General features: G+C 65.7%; 13 protein-coding genes and 2 tRNA genes. 7 read left to right on the top strand and 8 right to left on the bottom strand.

The features are described 5' to 3' along the window. Nucleotides 1-141 precede the first annotated feature (141 nt). Nucleotides 142-1,908 (bottom strand): peptide MFS transporter, encoded by a 1,767-nt coding sequence (locus AC3IPP_RS03025; protein WP_143276141.1) that lies wholly within the window; start codon nucleotides 1,906-1,908, stop codon nucleotides 142-144. Between the two features lie 202 nt (nucleotides 1,909-2,110). Between AC3IPP_RS03025 and AC3IPP_RS03020 the strand changes: the two genes are divergently transcribed. After that, complete coding sequence (locus AC3IPP_RS03020) at nucleotides 2,111-3,277, top strand: N-acetyltransferase (protein ID WP_489150314.1); 1,167 nt, start codon at nucleotides 2,111-2,113, stop codon at nucleotides 3,275-3,277. Nucleotides 3,278-3,301: 24 nt separating this feature from the next. Here AC3IPP_RS03020 and mscL read toward each other — a convergent pair whose 3' ends face one another. The 7 genes from mscL to aroA form a co-directional block, all read right to left on the bottom strand. After that, nucleotides 3,302-3,712 (bottom strand): large-conductance mechanosensitive channel protein MscL, encoded by a 411-nt coding sequence (gene mscL / locus AC3IPP_RS03015; RefSeq protein WP_087141720.1) that lies wholly within the window; start codon nucleotides 3,710-3,712, stop codon nucleotides 3,302-3,304. A gap of 26 nt (nucleotides 3,713-3,738) precedes the next feature. Beyond that, on the bottom strand, nucleotides 3,739-4,029 hold the full coding sequence (locus AC3IPP_RS03010; RefSeq protein ID WP_087141719.1) for an integration host factor subunit beta: 291 nt from the start codon (nucleotides 4,027-4,029) through the stop codon (nucleotides 3,739-3,741). Between the two features lie 277 nt (nucleotides 4,030-4,306). Continuing rightward, a complete protein-coding gene (gene rpsA / locus AC3IPP_RS03005) occupies nucleotides 4,307-6,004 on the bottom strand; it encodes a 30S ribosomal protein S1 (protein WP_087141718.1) in 1,698 nt (565 codons plus the stop codon). A gap of 184 nt (nucleotides 6,005-6,188) precedes the next feature. Next, a complete protein-coding gene (cmk, locus tag AC3IPP_RS03000; protein ID WP_087141717.1) occupies nucleotides 6,189-6,839 on the bottom strand; it encodes a (d)CMP kinase in 651 nt (216 codons plus the stop codon). 39 nt (nucleotides 6,840-6,878) lie between these two features. Continuing rightward, nucleotides 6,879-7,163: a hypothetical protein gene (locus tag AC3IPP_RS02995; RefSeq protein ID WP_489150313.1), complete on the bottom strand. Its 285-nt coding sequence runs from the start codon at nucleotides 7,161-7,163 to the stop codon at nucleotides 6,879-6,881. Nucleotides 7,164-7,165: 2 nt separating this feature from the next. After that, the gene (locus AC3IPP_RS02990) at nucleotides 7,166-7,456 is read right to left on the bottom strand and encodes a hypothetical protein (protein WP_489150312.1); all 291 of its coding nucleotides are present in this window, start codon (nucleotides 7,454-7,456) and stop codon (nucleotides 7,166-7,168) included. Further along, entirely contained in the window at nucleotides 7,449-8,696 is a 1,248-nt protein-coding gene (gene aroA, locus AC3IPP_RS02985) for a 3-phosphoshikimate 1-carboxyvinyltransferase (RefSeq protein WP_489177460.1), read from the bottom strand. The genes AC3IPP_RS02990 and aroA overlap by 8 nt, the downstream gene beginning before the upstream one ends. A 223-nt stretch (nucleotides 8,697-8,919) precedes the next feature. On the opposite strand from aroA, the gene AC3IPP_RS02980 reads away from it, so the two are divergent. The 6 genes from AC3IPP_RS02980 (at nucleotide 8,920) to AC3IPP_RS02955 (ending at nucleotide 15,142) form a co-directional block, all read left to right on the top strand. Then, a complete protein-coding gene (locus AC3IPP_RS02980; RefSeq protein WP_087141714.1) occupies nucleotides 8,920-9,381 on the top strand; it encodes a TIGR02300 family protein in 462 nt (153 codons plus the stop codon). 131 nt (nucleotides 9,382-9,512) lie between these two features. Continuing rightward, nucleotides 9,513-9,588: transfer RNA gene (locus AC3IPP_RS02975), tRNA-Ala, on the top strand. Between the two features lie 92 nt (nucleotides 9,589-9,680). Then, a tRNA-Ala gene (locus AC3IPP_RS02970) sits at nucleotides 9,681-9,756 on the top strand. A 407-nt stretch (nucleotides 9,757-10,163) separates the two neighbouring features. Then, entirely contained in the window at nucleotides 10,164-12,083 is a 1,920-nt protein-coding gene (locus tag AC3IPP_RS02965) for a hypothetical protein (RefSeq protein ID WP_489150310.1), read from the top strand. Next, on the top strand, nucleotides 12,080-13,222 hold the full coding sequence (locus tag AC3IPP_RS02960) for a phosphoribosyltransferase-like protein (protein ID WP_489150309.1): 1,143 nt from the start codon (nucleotides 12,080-12,082) through the stop codon (nucleotides 13,220-13,222). The genes AC3IPP_RS02965 and AC3IPP_RS02960 overlap by 4 nt, the downstream gene beginning before the upstream one ends. A 9-nt stretch (nucleotides 13,223-13,231) precedes the next feature. Next, complete coding sequence (locus AC3IPP_RS02955; RefSeq protein ID WP_489150308.1) at nucleotides 13,232-15,142, top strand: hypothetical protein; 1,911 nt, start codon at nucleotides 13,232-13,234, stop codon at nucleotides 15,140-15,142. Nucleotides 15,143-15,144 lie beyond the last annotated feature (2 nt).

Raw genomic sequence — 15,144 nt, 5'->3', positions numbered from 1 at the left:
CCACAAGAAGAGAACCCTCCGGTCGGCGTCTCGTCCCCCCAACGCGAGGCGGCGCCAGGCGGGCGATCCCGGACCAACTGAAAAGGGCGGCGCCTCCTGCGAGACGCCGCCCTTTCCTTGTGTCAGCAACCGATCAGGCGATCAGTGGATGCCCGCCATGCCCTTCTTGAGGATGGGCGACAGGGCCAGCAGCACCACGCCGACGCCGACGCCGGTCCAGCCGATGGTCCCGAAGATCGAGCCATAGGTCTGCAGCGCCAGTTCCGGGTTGGTGACGACGCCGGCCACGGTGTCCGTGGCGGTGGCGGCGGCGATCCAGCCGGCGACGATGTGGGCCACCGACGACGACAGGAACCACACGCCCATCATCAGGCCGACCACGCGCGCCACCGACAGCTTGGTGATCATCGACAGGCCGACCGGCGACAGACACAGCTCGCCGACGGTGTGGAAGGCGTAGGTCAGGAACAGGATCATCAACGGGACGCGGAACGACTCGTTGAAGTTGTTCGCCGCCGCCCACGACAGCAGCAGGAAGCCCGCGCCGACCAGGACCAGGGCGACCGAGAACTTGACCGGGGTCGAGGGCTCGCGGTTGCGCTTGCCCAGCCAGACCCACAGGGCCGCCATGATCGGGCCGCCGATGACGATGATGCCGGGGTTGAACATCTGGGTGTAGCCGGCGTTGAACCAGCTCGGCATCTGGGTCGACTGGTCCGCGAACAGGGTCAGGGACGAACCCGCCTGCTCGAACAGGGCCCAGAACAGCACCGAGAAGAAGATCAGCACCTGGGCGACCAGCATCCGCGAACGCTCAGCGCCGTTCAGACGGAAGACGGTGTAGCCGACGACCGAAACGAAGGTGACCAGGGCGATCGGAATCAGGATGGTCTGAACGATCTCGTGACGCTGCATCAGCATCCAGATCGGGAAGACGGCGACGATGCCCGCTGTCCAGAAGAAGGCCTCGACCGGCACGCCGAAGATGGCGCGGCCCTTGAGCGGAACCGGCGGTCCGCCGCGGCCTTCCAGCCAGGGCGCGCCGATCAGGAAGGTCAGCAGCCCCAACAGCATGCCGAAGCCCGCCAGACCGAAGCCATAGGCCCAGCCGTAGGTGAAGCCCAGGTAGGAACAGGCGGCCGTGGCCAGCAGCGAACCCAGGTTGATGCCGACGTAGAAGATGGTGAAGCCGCCGTCGCGACGCGGGTCGTTCTGCTCATACAGAGCCCCCACCACGGTCGAGATGTTGGCCTTCAGGAAGCCCACGCCCATGATGATCAGCGACAGGGCCAGGAACAGGACCGGCTCGCCGAAGGCGGTGTCGCGCTTGGTCTCGACCTTGTAGCCGCTGGTCGGGGTGAAGGCGGGGAAGCCTTCGCCGGCCGCGGCGACCGCCGCAGCGTCGGCGGCCAGCGCCGCCGCCGGCTCGGCGCCGACCTTGGACACGCCTTCCGGGGTGATGGAGATCTGGACCCGCTCGTCGCCGTTGACGGCGAACATGGTGCGGTTCTGATCGCGGCCGACGACCTCGATCTGATAGGTGCGCTCGCCGATGGTCAGGCTTTCCTTACCGCCCGAGCCCTCGAAGGCCATGGTGAAGTGACCGGCCACCAGCAGTACGGCGCCGATGACCACGGCCTTGCGCGCGCCCAGGTATTTGTCGGCGATCATGCCGCCCAGCACCGGCATCAGATAAACCAGGGCGGCGTAGGCGGCGTAGATGCCCTGCGCCTCGGCCGGTCCGAACAGGAAGTGCTGGGTCAGGTACATGACCAGCAGCGCCCGCATTCCATAATAGGAGAAGCGTTCCCACATCTCCGTGAAGAACAGGATCACCAGCCCCCGCGGGTGACCCAAAAAGGTCTTGCGTGGCGCTTCGAGCGCGCCCCCTGCGTCCGTCGTGCTCAACGGCAAGCTCCATCTCTTGCGCCCCCGACGGGCGCGGAAGCGTGCAGAAACAGCACGGTCACGGATTGCAAACAAGCGTTAACGGCGAAATCCGGCCGTCAGGTCGTCGCATAAAGGCCAAACACTTCTCGCACAGAGAGCAATTATATCATTATACACTTTTTGCGAGAATACTCCTTGAGCCTGCACAAGGAGCCGCTCCATGCCGCTGCGACCGCTGAATGCGTCCGATCTGGAAGCCGTCAATCGGCTGCACCGCAGCGTCTGGTGGCCGGAACGCTCGATAGCGGGTTGGCGCTGGCTGATGGCCAATCCGGCGGCGCCCGAGATCGACGCCCCGCATGGCTGGGTGATCGACCACGGCGCGGGCGCTGAAGCCGTCATCGGCAACTTTATCCAGCGATTCTGGCGGAACGGCCGCGCCCTGCACGGCGCCACCGGCTATTCCATCGTCGTGCCTCCTGCGCAGCGGGGCCGCAGTCGCGCCCTGATCGACGCCTTCCTCGACCAGCCCGCCTGCTTCGCCCGGTACACGCTGAACGCCAACGCCCGCTCCAGCCCCCTCTACAGGCGGCACGGCATGATCCCCTGGCCTCCCGACGCCCATGCGGTGAAGCTGTCCTGGATGATCGATCCGGCCGCCTGCCTCAGCGGGCGCGCCTTGCGCAGCGTGGTCGAGCACGCCCCGGCGATGGCGCAGCTGCTGGGCGAGCAGCTGTCGCCCCTGCCCCGCCTGCTCAGCGGGCGCGGTCTGCGCCAGGCCGAACGCCGCCTGCCTTCCACGGTGAGCCTGAACCCCGACCTGTCCGAGCGATCAGACTATGCGCGCTTCTGGCAGGCCCTGCTGGCCGAAGGACGCCTGACCGCCGACCGCAGCCCCTCGGTCATGCGATGGCGGCTGTCGGATCCGGATCTGACCGTGCCGCCGCTGACGCTGGCGTACAGGGAAGGCGGGCGCATCACGGGCTTCGCCGTCGCCATGCTGAACAAACAGACTCCGCTGGAGCCGCCCATCCTCGAAATCATCGATCTGATTGCGCTGGAGAATGACGGAACGGCCATTCAGACCCTGTGCGAGAGCCTGCGTCGCCTGGCGCCGGCCCTGGGCGCCGCCAAGATGCGATTGCAGGTCGCCTCATCCGAGCTTCAGCGCGCCTTGGGCCGGTTAGGAGAACGCGCGCGGCGCGAAGGCGGCTGGGGCCACTGCCATGTCGCTTTCGACGCAGGAATGCAGGACGCGGGCTGGCGGCCCACCCCCTATGACGGCGACTATTCGTTCTGTTTGCGGCCGCTGCCTGCGCGAGCCAGCGCCGCCCTGCGGCTGGCGCCGGCGCCCGCACACCGTCAGGCGATGGAAGCGAGGGCCTGACACGGCCCTCGCAACGAAGTCCCCTTAGGGACGCGCCTTCAGTTCATCGCGGATTTCAGCCAGCAGGGCTTCGGTCGGCGTCGGGCCGGCGGCTTCCGGCTCGGCCGGTTGCTCGCGGCGCATCTTGTTGATCGCCTTGACCGCCAGGAAGACCACGAAGGCCACGATCAGGAACTGGATCAGGGTGTTGATGAAGGCGCCGTACTGGATGGCCACCTTCTCGACCGCCTCGGTCGCCGGATTTTCGGGCACCAGGACCCATTCCAGCTTGGAGAAATCGACCTTGCCCAGCAGCAGGCCGATCGGCGGCATCACTACCTGATCCACCAGGCTGGTGACGATCTTGCCGAACGAAGCGCCGATGATGACGCCGACCGCCAGGTCGACGACGTTGCCGCGCGCGGCGAATTCCCGAAACTCGGTCAGCAGGCTCATGGGATCTTCAGTCTTTCGATTAGAGGTCAGGCGTCGCCGGAAGCGTTCAAACGCTCGCGCAGTTCCTTGCCGCTCTTGAAAAAGGGCACGGCCTTGGCCGGGACTTCAACCGTCTCGCCGGTGCGGGGATTGCGCCCCGTCCGCGCCGGGCGGCTACGTACAGAGAAGGCGCCGAAACCGCGAAGCTCGACCCGTCCGCCGTCCGACAGGGTCTCTGTCATACAGCCCAGGATCACGTTCACGACCCGCTCCACCTCAGCATGGGTGAGATGCAGGTTCTCAGCCGCCAGTTTCTCGATCAGTTCAGACTTGATCATTCAGGCCCCCGCCTTGGCTTCACCGTCCGGGACGACACCCTAACCGTCTGTCGCCACAGGAAGAAAGAGACAAAACGTATCGTCGTGAAGGTTTCTTGCTTTCGACGCGGACAGGTTTCGCCGCGCAAGGGGCTCGCGGTGAGAGAAAAAGCCGACCTGCGCTGCGATCGATTCCCAGAACGGCTCGGGCCGAGCGCCGCCCACGGATGCGCCGCACAAAGAAAAAGGGCGGCCGGATCGCTCCGGCCGCCCCTGGTTTCCCGTTAGACGGAGAAACCTATTCCTTCGACGCGTTCTTCAGCGCGGCGCCCAGGATGTCGCCCAGCGAGGCGCCCGAGTCAGACGACCCGAACTGTTCGATGGCTTCCTGTTCGTCCTTCATCTCGAGAGCCTTGATCGAGATCGAGACGCGGCGCGTGGCCTTGTCGACGGCCGTGATCATGGCGTCGACGCGGTCGCCCACGGCGAAGCGCTCGGTGCGCTGCTCGTTGCGGTCGCGCGACAGGTCCGACTTGCGGACGAAGGCCGTGACCGGCGCGTCGTCTTCACCGAACTTCACCTCGATGCCGCCGGTTTCGATCGACGAAACGGTGACGGTGATCTGTTGACCACGCTTGTAGGTGTCGCCTTCCATCGGGTCGCCGCCGAGCTGCTTGACGCCCAGGGAGACGCGTTCCTTCTCGATGTCGACGTCCAGGACCTTGGCCTTGATCGTCTCACCCTTGCGGTAACGCTGGATGGCTTCTTCGCCCGACACGTTCCAGTCCAGGTCCGACAGGTGGACCATGCCGTCGATGTCGTTGTCCAGGCCGACGAACAGGCCGAACTCGGTGGCGTTCTTGACTTCGCCTTCGACGGTCGAACCGACCGGGTGAGCCTCCAGGAAGGCCTCCCACGGGTTGTTCTGAGCCTGCTTCAGGCCCAGCGAGATACGACGCTTGGCGCTGTCGACGTCCAGGACGATGACGTCCACTTCCTGCGAGGTGGAGACGATCTTGCCCGGGTGGACGTTCTTCTTGGTCCAGGACATTTCCGACACGTGGACCAGGCCTTCAACGCCGGCTTCCAGCTCAACAAACGCACCGTAGTCGGTGATGTTGGTGACGCGGCCGGTGTACTTGGCGTTGACCGGGTACTTGGCTTCGACGCCGTCCCACGGATCCGACTGCAGCTGCTTCATGCCGAGGCTGATGCGCTGGGTGTCCGGGTTGATCTTGACGATCTGGACCTTGACGGTGTCGCCGACGGCCAGGACTTGCGACGGATGCGACACGCGCTTCCACGACATGTCCGTGACGTGCAGCAGGCCATCGATGCCGCCCAGGTCGACGAACGCGCCGTAGTCGGTGATGTTCTTAACGACGCCTTCGCGGACTTCACCCTCTTGCAGCTGGCCGACCAGCTCCGTGCGCTGTTCGGCGCGGGCTTCTTCCAGGATGGCGCGACGCGAGACGACGATGTTGCCGCGCGGACGGTCCATCTTCAGGATGGCGAAGGGTTGTTCCTTGCCCATCAGCGGGCCGACGTCGCGCACCGGGCGGATGTCGACTTGCGAGCCGGGCAGGAAGGCCGAGGCGCCGCCCAGGTCGACGGTGAAGCCGCCCTTGACGCGACCGACGATGGCGCCGTTGACCGGGTGGCCTTCGGCGAACACGGCTTCCAGACGGGTCCAGGCTTCTTCGCGGCGAGCCTTGTCGCGGCTGATGACGGCTTCGCCCAGGGCGTTCTCGACGCGCTCCAGGTAGACTTCGACGTTGTCGCCGACCTTGGGCAGGACAGCGCCTTCGCCCTGGCCGAACTCGCGCATGGCGATGCGGCCTTCGGTCTTCAGACCGACGTCGATGATGACGATGTCTTTTTCAATGCCGACGACGCGGCCGTGAACGACCTGGCCTTCGCCGAGGTCGCGGCCTTGCAGCTGTTCGTCGAGCAGGGCGGCGAAATCGTCGCGGGTGGGGTTGAGGGTTTCAGTCATGGAAACTCTTGGGGTTGATGAAAAGGGAACGCGCACGGCCGAGCGGACGCGCGCGAAAGGGGTGAAGAAGAGGAAGTCAGGTCGTCACGAGACGAGGCCAGGCGCGCGGGAAAGCGCACATACGAAAAAGCCAGAACGCCCGCGGCCGTCGAGAAGATCGGAGCGTTGGATTCGCCCGGCGGGATCAGATCCCGGCCCTGGCTCGCGCCGCCTCGACGATACGGCGGGCCGCATCGAAGGCGGCCTCTATACCCAGATCAGTCGTATCCAGCAAGACGGCGTCGTCCGCCTGCACCATCGGGGCGTCGTCGCGGCCGGCGTCGCGGGCGTCGCGGCGACGGATATCCTCCAGCATGTCCTCGAAGGCGATGACCTCGCCGCGCGCGGTCAGCTGCTTCCAGCGGCGCTCGGCGCGCACTTCGGGGCTGGCGGCGATATAGAGCTTGGCCGGGGCGTCCGGTGCGATCACCGTGCCGATGTCGCGTCCGTCCAGCACCGCCCCGCCCGCCTGGGCGGCGAAGTCCTGCTGCAGCTTCAACAGCGCCGCGCGCACGCCCGGATGGCTGGCGACGCGACTGGCCGCCTCGCCCGCGCCGCGATCGGTCAGGCGCGGGTCATCGCTCAGAGCAGCCAGATCCAGCGCCCGCGCCGCCTCGGCCGCTGCTTCCGCGTCGCCCAGGTCGCCGCCCGCATCCAGCACCGCCAGCCCCACAGCGCGATACAGCAGGCCGGTGTCCAGGTACGGCAGGCCGTAGTGAGCGGCCAGGCGCGCGGCGATGGTGCCCTTGCCGGACGCGGCGGGGCCGTCGACGGCGATGACCAGGTTCTTGTTCAAATCAGGATTCCTTCACAGCGCTGCCGCGCCCCGTGCTTCTCACGGCTTCGGCTTCAGGACGCAAGCGACCCAGAAGCATCCGAGCCCGAAAACCAGCAGAACCGCGCTCGACGCCAGCATGATTCCTATACGGCGCCAGAACAGATGGGTCGCAACCGCCTCCGACAGGTTCAGGGCGGCGTGACCGTCCATGCGGCCGTCGGCGAGATCCAGCATGCCTTCGGCGAAAAAGCCGAGCGCGAACAACAGGAAGCTCGCGGCCAGAACCAGCAGACCGGCGCCGAACGCCTTGAACACGACATGCCGCGGGAGAGAAGGCCGCACTGTCATCGCCTCGCGCCCCGCTTCCGCATTTCCTGAAAGGCCAACGCCAGGCAGAAGACAGCGAAACCGCCGCCCGCCAGAACCGAGAGCCCGTAGAAGCCGTTCAACGCCCAGAAGACAAGCGGCCTGTCGCTGAGCGCCACGTCCGGCCCCTTGCCGTGGCGCAGCAGCCCCGTCTCAAGCGCACGCCAAATCTCCGACCCGCCCTTATAGCTGCACCAGCCGACGAAGACGGCGATGAGCGTCAACTGGACGCCGGACCAGAAGCCTGACTTCCGGGCGATTTCAGTCACGGTTCGTCTGAATGTCCGCCCCCAGTCCGTTCATCAGTTCGACGAAGCCGGGGAAGCTGGTGGCGATCATCTCGGGGTCGCGGACCGAGACAGGCTGTTCGGCGGCCAGACCCAGCACCAGATGGCTCATGGCGATGCGGTGATCGTGGGCGGTGTCGACGGTCGCGCCGCCCTTCACGCGCCCTCCAGTGACGATGAAGCCCTCCGGCTCCTCCTCGACCTGGACGCCGCAGGCCGTCAGGCCCGCCGCCATCAGGGCGATGCGGTCGCTTTCCTTGACGCGCATCTCACCGATGCCGCGCATGACGGTCTCGCCCTCAGCAAAGGCGGCGGTCACAGCCAGGATCGGGTATTCGTCGATCATGGAGGCGGCGCGATCTTCCGGGACCACGATGCCCTTCAGCGCCGAATGACGGGCGGTGATGTCGCCGACTTCCTCGCCGCCGGCCATGCGGCGGTTGGCGATGGTCAGGTCCGCACCCATGTCGATCCAGGTCTGGAACAGGCCGGTACGCAGGGGATTGAGCATCACCCCTTCGACCGTCACCTCGGAGCCCGGAACCACCAGGGCCGCCGCCAGGGGGAAGGCCGCCGAGGACGGATCACCCGGCACAGCGACGTGCGTTCCCTTCAGCGTCTGATCGCCCGGCAGACGGATGCGCCATCCGGCGCCCTCCTCGCTCACCTCAATCTCAATGCCGAAGGCGCGCAGCATCCGTTCGGTGTGGTCGCGGCTCTTTTCCGGCTCGACCACGACGGTCTCGCCCGCCGCGTTCAGCCCGGCCAGCAGGATCGCCGACTTGATCTGGGCCGAGGCCACGTTCTGGACGAAGGTCACGCCCTTCAGCCCGCCGCCGTGCAGGGTCAGAGGCACCCGGTCCTCGGCCGCGTTCCAGTCAAAGCGCGCGCCCATGTCGGCCAGCGGCCCGGTGACGCGCTTCATCGGCCGTTTGCGCAGGGAGGCGTCGCCGTCGAACGTCGCCGTCAGATCATAGCCGGCGACCGCGCCCATCAGCAGGCGCACGCCGGTCCCGGCGTTGCCGCAGTCGATGACGGTCGCGGGCGAGCGCAACGGCCCGCGCCCCTCGACCCGCCAGCGCCCCTCGCCGATCCTCTCGACCGAGGCGCCCAGCGCCTGCATGGCGCGGCCGGTGGCCAGGATGTCGTCGCCTTCCAGAAGGCCTTCGATTTCCGTGACGCCCTCGGCCATGCCGCCGAAGATCAGAGCCCGGTGCGACATCGACTTGTCGCCGGGCGCGCGAACCACGCCCCGAAGGCCAGAGTCGAGGTCGAAAACGCCGGACGCGGTGAAGGTCTGGGGAGTGCTCACCCTGATGCAGGCTCCGAATGTCAGGAAAGCCGCGCAGGCGCGGAAAAGAAGGCTTTTGACAGCGGCCCCCGCCGGTGGCAAGGGAGCCGCCCGATTTCCAATTTTCCCTTAAACCCGCCGAAGGTCTAATCACGTGGCCAATCCCGAACTGGGCCAAAAGCAGGTCTGCCCGAACTGCCAGGCCAAATTCTACGATCTGAACCGTCGCCCGGCTCATTGCCCCAAGTGCGACACCGAGTTCGATCCGATGGAAGAAGCCGTCCGCAGCCGCCGCGTGCGTCGCGGCGCCGGCTACGCCGCTGACGAGGAGGCCGAAGATCAGGTCGCCGACAAGTCCGCCGACGCCGACGAGGACGAAGAGGACGCCGAAGGCTCCACCCCCGAAATCGATCAGGAAGGCCACGAGCCGATCCTGACGCCGGACGACGACGACGGCGAACCGGGTGCGGACGACGCCGGCATGGGTTCGTCGGACGGCGACGACGATGACGACGTCCTGGACGACGACGACGATGATTCCGTGCCCTTCATCGAAGACGAAGACGACGATGACCTCGACGAAGAGCTGGCCAAGCCGTCGCGTGACGACGACTAAGGGTCAAGGCTCGGAAAAATAAGCGGAAAAAAATGTGTCAGACCCGCTTGATCTTCAAAACGGCCTGACCTAGTTTCCGCGCCTCGCCGGGGGGCGACATTCTCTCCCCGGCGGGACCGACCGAAAGGTTCGGGGCTTTAGCTCAGTTGGTAGAGCGCTTGCATGGCATGCAAGAGGTCAGCGGTTCGACTCCGCTAAGCTCCACCATCGAAGGCCTCGCGGAACGCCCGCGGGGCCTTCGTCCTTTCCAGACGCCTCAGTCTGATCCGGTCGACGACATGACCAAGCCGATACGGCCTGGGGCTTTAGCTCAGTTGGTAGAGCGCTTGCATGGCATGCAAGAGGTCAGCGGTTCGAATCCGCTAAGCTCCACCAATTTTTCAAGGGGTTAGCAGGAAACTGCTAACCCCTTTTGCTTTTCGGGTAGCACATGGGTAGCAAACCGCGTTACGCGAGAAACTTCATCGCCTAGTCGTTTTCAGTGGGCTGCGGTGGGTTTCAAGCGTGTTCGAGGGCTCGCTCCAGGCGGTGCCATCTCCGCCTGCGGAGGCGACCAGCTCATTACCATCGCGGAGATCGAAACTGCGAAAACGGGGTTGGCGTGGCCCGACAGTCTCCGCCCTCCAAGGAGCCGCCAAGCCAACGCTTCTCCACAAGGTTGCGCGACTCGCGCGCGCAGTTGAAAGTCTGCAGAGACTCTGCGGCTACGTTCGGACATCGCGCCGACACTCGCATCATCGGATAGAAACGGGTTCGCGATGGCACGGCCTTACGCTTCGGAAATGGCGAAGCTCGGAGAAACCTTCGCCTGGGCCGAGGGCGTGGACATCGCGCCGCTGCGTGCGGCCATTCGCACCGCAGCCTATTCTTCCCTTCGCGCGATTGGATCGGGGGGCTCTTTGACCGCGGCTCACGCCTTGGCGAGCCTTCACCAGCGGTGGACAGGGAGGATCGCCTCAGTAGCGACGCCGCTTGATGCCCTGTCCGAACCGCTGGAAGCCGGCGTGGCGACCTGGCTGCTCAGCGCCGGAGGTGGAAACGTCGACATCCTCAAGGCTTTCCGGGGTCTGGTGACGCAGGAGCCGCGCCAGCTCGGCGTCATGTGCGCCCGCCCCGGGAGCCCGCTCGCCGAGCTCGCCTCGTCCCACGACTATGTCGACCTGCTGCTTTTCGACCCGCCTGCCGGTAAAGACGGCTTTCTCGCCACCAATTCCCTCGTGGCGTTCAACACCCTGCTGACGCGTGCATATCTCGCCGAGTTCAGTCAGGATGAGCGATCGTGGCCGCTCACGATCGATGGCGTGCGCCCCTATCTCGCCGAGGAGTCTTCGGCCGTTGCGCTATGGCGGGACGCCACCGATCCATTGTGGGCCCGTCCGACCACCTTGGTCCTGCACGACGCCAGCAGTCGGGCTGGCGCGGTGGACCTGGAGTCGAAGTTCACCGAAGCGGCGGTAGGCAATCTTCAGATCGCCGACTACCGCAACTTCGCTCATGGCAGGCACCATTGGCTGGCCAAGCGCGGACCGGACACCGCGATCCTGGCGTTCATCACCGATGAGACGAGAACCCTCGCCCAGAGAACGCTCGCCCTGGTCCCCGCCGACATTCCTCTGGCCCGCATCGACCTGCCGGGACCGGCCTCGGCGGCGGCCATCGGCGGCCTGATCGCCGCGTTGCGGATTACGGGCTGGGCGGGTCGCGCGCGCGGCATCGATCCTGGGCGGCCCGGGGTCCCGATGTTCGGGCGCAAGCTCTACAACCTGCCTCTCGGACGGTCCCAGGCCCCGAGAGCCGTCAGGATCTCGGACCAAGACGCCGCTGCGATCACCCGGAAATCCGGCGCGGCGATCGACACGCTGGTCGCAGATGGCCAACTCGACGTTTGGAAGGCGGCCCTCCGAAAATTTGTAACCCGATTGCGAAAGACGCCGTTGGCCGGCGTCGTCCTGGACTACGACGGCACGATCGTCGACGCGCGAAGGCGGTTCTTCACCCCGGCTCCCGAGATGGGGGCCGAGCTGATCCGGCTGGCGGACTCCGGCGCGCGCATCGCCATCGCCACTGGGCGCGGCGGATCGGTTCGTAAAGACCTCCGGGCAGTGCTCCCCGAACGGCTATGGTCGCAGATTCTGATCGGATACTACAACGGGGCTGAGATCGCGGCGCTGGACGTCGATACGGCGCCCGATGGCGCGGCGAACGTGTGCGAAGCCCTCGCGCCCCTGGCGGCGGCGCTACGAGAGCAATCGGAACTGGCGTCCTATGCCAAACAGACCGATCGACTTCGACAAATCACCCTGGAGGCGAAGCGGCCACTGCCGGAGAACCGACTCTGGGACCTGGCCCAGCAGGTCATCATGATCACCGGCGCCCAAGGCGCACGGGTGACCCGGTCCAGCCACTCGGTGGATATCGTGGCGCCCGGGGTCTCGAAACGCAGCGTGCTGGATCAGCTGGCGAGCATGACCGGAGTGGTGCCCTATCTCTGCATCGGCGATCGCGGGCGATGGCCCGGCAACGACTACGAGCTGTTGCGCGAACCGTTCGCCCTCAGCGTCGACGAGGTGAGTCTCGATCCGGCGACGTGCTGGAACCTTGCGGAGCCTGGCCAGAGGGGACCGAGCGCCACGATCGAATACCTGCGCCGCCTCACAGTCACCGAAGCCGGTCTTCGTTTCGACTTCAAGGAGGCGGGATGAACCAGGACCTGGCCCTCAAGACCCTCGGGCAGATCATGGACTGGGACGACAATCTCGCCCGGCAGGAATTTGACTGGCTGCGGCTGATGGCCCGCCTCAAATACGACGGCTACCGCGACTTTCAGGCGGGCATGCGCTTCGTCGAAAGCCTGGCGACGTGGCTGCAGCAGTTCGACAAGGCCGAGCGAGAGATCGCCTACGCCTTTGTCCGCAGGGATCTCGTCTATGTCGGCCCCGGCGAGATGCAGCGGCTCGTCGAACAATTCTATCCTCGGTTTGTTCGCGACAGACTCATCCGGACGACGGCTACGGCGCGGGGTATTCCGCCCTACCGCGTTCTGGCGGACCCCGCCGCCCTCGCCGATGCGGAGGATCTCAGGAGGAAGACGCTCTTCATGGGTCTTTCCGACGGTGCCCGTATCGACATCGTCCGGCACGCGAACGCGGGGCTGCTCACCAACGAACAGCTCGTCGTCGCCACCCAGGTTGATGCGGAGAAATGGCAGGACCTTCTCCGCTCGCTCCGCGAAGAGCTGAACGACCCGGAGGCGCGCTTCCGGCTCGTCTATCTCATCGACGATTTCGTGGGAACGGGGACATCGTTCCTCCGGTTCGACGAGGCGAAGCAGAAGTGGAAGGGCAAGCTCCTCAAGTTCAAAACCGCTATCGATGCGGCCCACGAAACGTTGGGCGGCGACCGCCTGTTCACACCCGACTGGGAGCTGTGCGTCCATCACTACATCGGCACCGCGGCTGCCGCCCAGGCGCTCGATACGCGACAGGCTCAGGCCCAAACGGCCTTGGCTGTAGACGGCTGGACCCAGCCCGTCCATTTCTCCTACGGAGCTGTGCTGCCCCCAGACCTACCGATCGACGCGGTTGCGGGTCGTCATGCGCCTTTCCTCGCGCTGACGCAGACCTATTACGACCCCGCGATCCGTACGGCGCACACCGACGTCGGAGGGGTCGAGCATCTGGGGCTCGGCTATGGCGGCTGCGCCCTACCCCTCGTGCTGGATCATAATACGCCGAACAACGCCGTCGCGCTCCTCTGGGCCGAGACGGACGGCGGCGACGGCTCCCCCGGCTCGGCGTCGGCGATGCGGCCGCTCTTCCGCCGCCGGCAACGTCACGCTTAAAGAGACCTGATGGCAAACCCCTTCGAAAAGCGCGCGACCGAGTATCTCCGCGACGATGAAGCCTTCCTTGCGGTCGTTACCCCGGAGCCGCTCGCGACGTTTTTCCAGAAGCCGGCCGTCGAGGGCCGCCTGTACGACCGGTTGACGATGATCATCGGAACCCCGGGAAGCGGAAAGACCACGCTCGCCAGACTGTTTCAGTACTCGACCCTCCGCGCCCTGCTCCGAAATCGCGGCCTTTCGACTGCCAAGCCGCTCATCGATACGCTGACGGCCTGTGGTGCGATCGCCGACGACCGTCCCACTCTCGTGGGCGGACGGCTGGCCCTCGAGGGTGAATACCGTGAATTCTGGGAGTTTCCGTATCCCGAGGATCTGAGGGTGAGCCTCATGGTGGCCCTCCTTCAGGCCAGGGCGGTGCTAGCCTGGCTTCGGAATCTCATGGCCGCCGGGGTTTCCCTCGAAGACGTGCAGATCGTTCCGAGGACCGATGCGGACGCGGCTTTGACCGCGATCGGCGGGATTCACGGGCCGGACCTTCTCGCACGGGCGCGGGAGGTCGAGCTTGCGATCTACAAGATCTCCGCGGCGCTCATGCCGCCCGACCCCGCCGACATCGACAGCGACGCCGCCGCTGCCTACCGGCCGTTGGATGTCATCGAAGCGTTTCGCATACGCGAGGGGGACGGGGCGTTCGATCTGCGGCCCCTGGTGATTTTCGATGACGCCCACAGTCTGCATCCGACACAGTTGGCGGCCCTCAAGAGATGGCTCGCCCGTCGCGAACTGAAGGTCGGACGATGGATTCTCACGCGCCTCGACGCCCTGACGCCAGCGGATGTGCTTGGCGACCTCGACGCTGATCCCGCAGCTGACGAACCCGGGATCAAGCGTGCCAGGGAGGTCACAGACATCTGGCTGCAGACCCATGGGGACCGCGCCCATCAACGACGGTCATTCAGGAAGATGGCCAAGGACATGTCGTCCCGCTACCTGCGCCAGATGGAGGTGTTCAACCGCAAGGGCCTTCATAGCCTCGGCGACATCCTATCCACGGAGGCTGAAACGATCGCTCCGGGCAAACTCGAGAAGTTGAAGGAGCAGATCGACGCGCTGCAACGCAAGCACGCGATTTCGGCATCGCGGCGCGGCGATCTTGAGGCTGAGGTCGTCGCCTATCTGGAGACGTCACCCGGCGATGGCGAGGACGTGCGGCTGGCGATGCTCGGCATCCTCATGTCGCGCTACGCCAAGCGAATTCCACAACGGAATCTCTTTGACGATACCGTTCTGGAAGCCGAGCCGGCCAAGCCGATCGTGGCGGACGCCGGCGTGGCGGAAGGTGCGCGGATCCATCTTCTGCATCGGCAGGACCGCCCGTTCTACTTCGGCATCGACCCTCTCTGCGACGCCAGCTCGGAGAATGCGGAACAGTTTCTCCAACTCGCGGCGCGCCTCGTCTCACAGTCGGAGACCCAGCTGATCCGAGCCAAGCCGCCGACGCTGAAAAGCGGGGCGCAGCACAAACTGATGCGCGAACGCGCGGGTCATATCGTGCGGGAGTGGGACTTCCCCCAGCACCATCTCGTCCAGCGCCTCGCGGGCGCCATGGCGGCCGAGTGCCTGAAGAAGAGTCTTGAACCCAACGCGTCCTTGGGCGGCGGAGCGAACGCCATCGGCATCCTTCAGGAGGAGTTCGAAGCCATCCCAGACACACACCCAGACCTTGCGCGCGTTCTGCAGTTCGGCGTGGCCTACAACGCTTTCACCCTCGTGCCCCATCACGGCACGAAGAAGAAGGTCTGGTGCCTCATTGAGCTCGGAGGGGTCATGCTCGTCCACCACGGCCTGACGTTGAAACGCGGTGGATTTCTTGAACGTCGGACCACCGACCTTGTGCGCATGCTGGGCGAGGCCTGATC

This window comes from Brevundimonas sp. KH_060 (genome assembly GCF_057838275.1).
Note: the sequence above shows the minus strand (reverse complement) of the source record. Positions and strands in the feature narration are given on the sequence as shown.

Excerpts from the sequence above, each read along its gene's own strand:
- AC3IPP_RS03020 (WP_489150314.1), top strand. The coding sequence starts at position 2,111 with ATGCCGCTGCGACCGCTGAATGCGTCCGATCTGGAAGCCGTCAATCGG.
- aroA (WP_489177460.1), bottom strand. The coding sequence starts at position 8,696 with ATGTCGCACCGGGCTCTGATCTTCGGCGGCATGGCCGAGGGCGTCACG.
- mscL (WP_087141720.1), bottom strand. The coding sequence starts at position 3,712 with ATGAGCCTGCTGACCGAGTTTCGGGAATTCGCCGCGCGCGGCAACGTC.
- AC3IPP_RS03010 (WP_087141719.1), bottom strand. The coding sequence starts at position 4,029 with ATGATCAAGTCTGAACTGATCGAGAAACTGGCGGCTGAGAACCTGCAT.
- AC3IPP_RS02960 (WP_489150309.1), top strand. The coding sequence starts at position 12,080 with ATGAACCAGGACCTGGCCCTCAAGACCCTCGGGCAGATCATGGACTGG.
- rpsA (WP_087141718.1), bottom strand. The coding sequence starts at position 6,004 with ATGACTGAAACCCTCAACCCCACCCGCGACGATTTCGCCGCCCTGCTC.
- AC3IPP_RS02965 (WP_489150310.1), top strand. The coding sequence starts at position 10,164 with ATGGCGAAGCTCGGAGAAACCTTCGCCTGGGCCGAGGGCGTGGACATC.
- AC3IPP_RS02955 (WP_489150308.1), top strand. The coding sequence starts at position 13,232 with ATGGCAAACCCCTTCGAAAAGCGCGCGACCGAGTATCTCCGCGACGAT.